The sequence below is a fragment of the Microcystis sp. M079S1 genome (assembly GCF_020246425.1).
Classification (GTDB): Bacteria; Cyanobacteriota; Cyanobacteriia; order Cyanobacteriales; family Microcystaceae; genus Microcystis; species Microcystis aeruginosa.
In genome coordinates this window covers 1-2,936 of the sequence record NZ_JADBSZ010000274.1, presented here as the reverse complement: position 1 = coordinate 2,936, position 2,936 = coordinate 1, and the positions used below count along the sequence as shown (strand labels likewise).

The 2,936-nt window shown below is 38.5% G+C and carries 2 protein-coding genes and 1 pseudogene; all 3 read right to left on the bottom strand.

The window, feature by feature from the left end:
• Window positions 1-27 precede the first annotated feature (27 nt).
• Window positions 28-93, bottom strand: a pseudogene (locus tag IM456_RS18025) (DUF4351 domain-containing protein); the annotation flags it as partial.
• Window positions 94-150: 57 nt separating this feature from the next.
• Window positions 151-1,623 carry a carotenoid oxygenase family protein gene (locus IM456_RS18020; RefSeq protein ID WP_149988135.1) on the bottom strand — a complete coding sequence of 491 codons (1,473 nt, stop codon included), beginning with the start codon at window positions 1,621-1,623 and terminating at the stop codon, window positions 151-153.
• A 116-nt stretch (window positions 1,624-1,739) separates the two neighbouring features.
• The gene (locus IM456_RS18015; protein WP_287691589.1) at window positions 1,740-2,372 is read right to left on the bottom strand and encodes a Uma2 family endonuclease; all 633 of its coding nucleotides are present in this window, start codon (window positions 2,370-2,372) and stop codon (window positions 1,740-1,742) included.
• Window positions 2,373-2,936 lie beyond the last annotated feature (564 nt).

Here is a 2,936-nt window from a genome sequence, read left to right as displayed (position 1 = left end):
GACAAAAGGCGATCACTAACATAAGAACTAAGCAGTTAAAGTATTTAACCAATTGATTAAATCTTCTACCGTAGAGAAATCGAATAAAGCTTCTCTCTCACAAGTCCAGAAAACGGGTTTCTCGAAGAAACCCGTTTTCTAAATAGTTTCTCAAAGAAACCCGTTTTCTAAATAGAAACCCCTTTTCTCAGTTGAGATTGCTTCTGCGCCTTTTTCTGATTTTTCTTGCCAAGTACCGTGAAACCCCGGAGGGATAACACTGGGTAATTGCAGACAGCAAAGGGGTTCTTTTTCTAACTGCTGACTATCATAGATTCTCACTTGGCTGCTGTGATTATTGCCGTCGTAAACCACGACGATTAACCATCCCGTTGCTGGAGATAAACCATCGCAGACAAAAATCGGTTCACTTCCATAACAGTTACTTTCTAGATAAGCAATAGTTAACTTACCTGTGGAGTGATTATAACAAGCGGGAAGTCCGATAATTTCCCGACGAATATCGCTATCGGGACGATGGACAGCTAAAAAAGTATTTTGCCATTTTTGTCCCACCAGTTGCGGGGAAACCACGGGAAAATCACAGCTTAAATCCGAGAGAATTTCCTGATTAATCACCTTTGCTGATAGGGGATTAATAGTAATACTTGCTAATTTTCCGATGGCTAAGGTTTCGGTTTCACCCGTGGCAACTTCTTTTAAAAATTGATTAGTTTTAAAGTCATCATAACGGACAAAAACAATTTCAAGATTGCCTTGGTCATTCACACAACCATTAGCGAAGTGCCATTGAAACCATGACTCTGTAACACTTTCACTGACTAATTGCAGAGAATCTCGCTCAAAAATTAGTATTCTTGTTCCTAATTCTGGCTGCCACTGCATGGCATCACTAAAAGTTTTAAATCCCAACAGTATCGATAACTTATCAGCTTTTATCGGTGGGACAAAAAAGACGAGATACTGTCCTGCTAAAACAAAGTCATGCAGCATAGACAATCTATCTAAATTAAAAGTGTTTTTCTGGATAATTTGACCAGTGGAGTCAGACTTATAGAGATTTAAACTAACTTTGGCACTGATTGTCACCCCGAAATTAAAAATCTCTCCTCTGGACAAATCTAGCTTAGGATGAGCGGAAAAAGTTTCCTTTGCTTGTAAGCTAGATAAATTATCTAAACCTAGGGTTTCTAAAGATTGTAAATCTAATTTATGGGGAAAACCCCCTTCCCAGAGAGCTAATAATTTATCCGGTAAAGCTAACACCGAGGTATTGGCGGCATTTTTTACCTCTTTTCCCCAATTATTCCAAAAGAAGCCGGGGGCATTCATGCCATAATTAGGAAATAAATATTGATTAGCGGCGCTTTCTTGCTGATAACCGGCAGTCTGAACATAACGATAGGTGGCACTGGCTCCATTATCATGAAAATGTACAGCTAAAACTGCCCCATCTCCGTCAAACCAATGACCAACTTTTTGCTTACCTCTTTCTAATCTCCCCGGACCATTGCGATAGAGACTCCCCCGCAATCCATCGGGAATTTTCCCCGATAATAAGGTTAATTGCGTTTCAGAAAATTCTACTGCTGGTTTTTCTAAAGATTTTGCCCAAGCTTTCATAGATTTGTTTTTTTTTAGTGATTACATAGTTTAAGTATAGCCCTAGACTAGGTTCAATGACGATAATTTCGCCAGTTTACCAGTTAATTAGTATTTACCACAACCCATCAATTATGTCATGATAAAGTGTCGGGATCAATTCCCAGAGAACGGATATATTCAGCTAAACGTTCAGCTTTTTGAGATAACTCGATAGAAGTCAAAAATTTCTGACCATCTAAACTATAAATTTCTAACTCATCTTCTCTCAATTCAAATCGGATCTTTAACCGAGGACTAACCCATCCTTTAATCTCCGAAATAGAGCTTAATCGTCCTTCCCGTCTCAACCATCCTTGAAAATTATGAGAATCTGGATCATAGAGATAGTATTCTTCCACTCCATAACGTTGATAAAAGAGTAGTTTTTGCTCCATTTCTTCTAAACTATTAGAAGGGGAGATAATTTCAAAGACCACTTGAGGAGCGATGTTATCTTCTTGCCATTGTTTATAGGAACCCCGTCTTCCTTTCGGACGACCAAATACTACCATAACATCGGGAGCAACCGGTCCGGTAATTTTTTTATCTTGGACGGGATACCAGAGCAGATACCCCGCAATAAAAACGTTAGGAGAATTAGCAAAGAGAATCTCAAGGTTTTCTTTAATTTTAACGATCCATTCGTATTGTTCGGTATTATCGGCCATGGGTTGACCGTCACTATCGGGGTATTCAATATCTGGATCAATAGCTGGTATAAAAGTCATAACTTATACTCCTGCTTACTTGTCTGAAAATTATAATTTTAGCGTCTGTAAGACTTGCTCTATTCCCCTATATTTAGGGGTACATAACATCGTTATATCCCGACAGGTTACTTTGATCGGATTGATTTGCCTATTAAGCTGTGGCTCTTCTAGAGTAGTTAGGCTATATTAGCAGAAAATAATCCACGCAAGCCTTGCCAAGTAAGTCTCACCAGAATTCAAAAAAGCAATTTTAATAAAAAAGCTTTTTGCTTTGTTGGATTCCAGGCTATTTAAGGGTTTAGGCTCGTTTAAACTACTAATTTGCTATAACCAGTCTAGGAGAGCCTAAGCTGTTTGCTTGCTTTAATTCATAACAAAAATTAACACACGAAAACCAGAAGAGCCTGTTGGGTTCTTCTCGACTTTGTGTGATAATTTTTGCTTATGGAATAGTGAAATGCTGATCGGGCAAGACTTTTAGGACTATTTTGGGCTTGCTGAATAAATCTAAAAACCTTGCTGGATAAGACTTTTAGACTTTTTGTCAATCAAAAAGTACCAGCGATGGGAGTGATCGGGGGT

Bases quoted from the DNA above. Each gene is read 5' to 3' on its own strand.
- IM456_RS18020 (WP_149988135.1), bottom strand. From the start codon at position 1,623: ATGAAAGCTTGGGCAAAATCTTTAGAAAAACCAGCAGTAGAATTTTCT.
- IM456_RS18015 (WP_287691589.1), bottom strand. From the start codon at position 2,372: ATGACTTTTATACCAGCTATTGATCCAGATATTGAATACCCCGATAGT.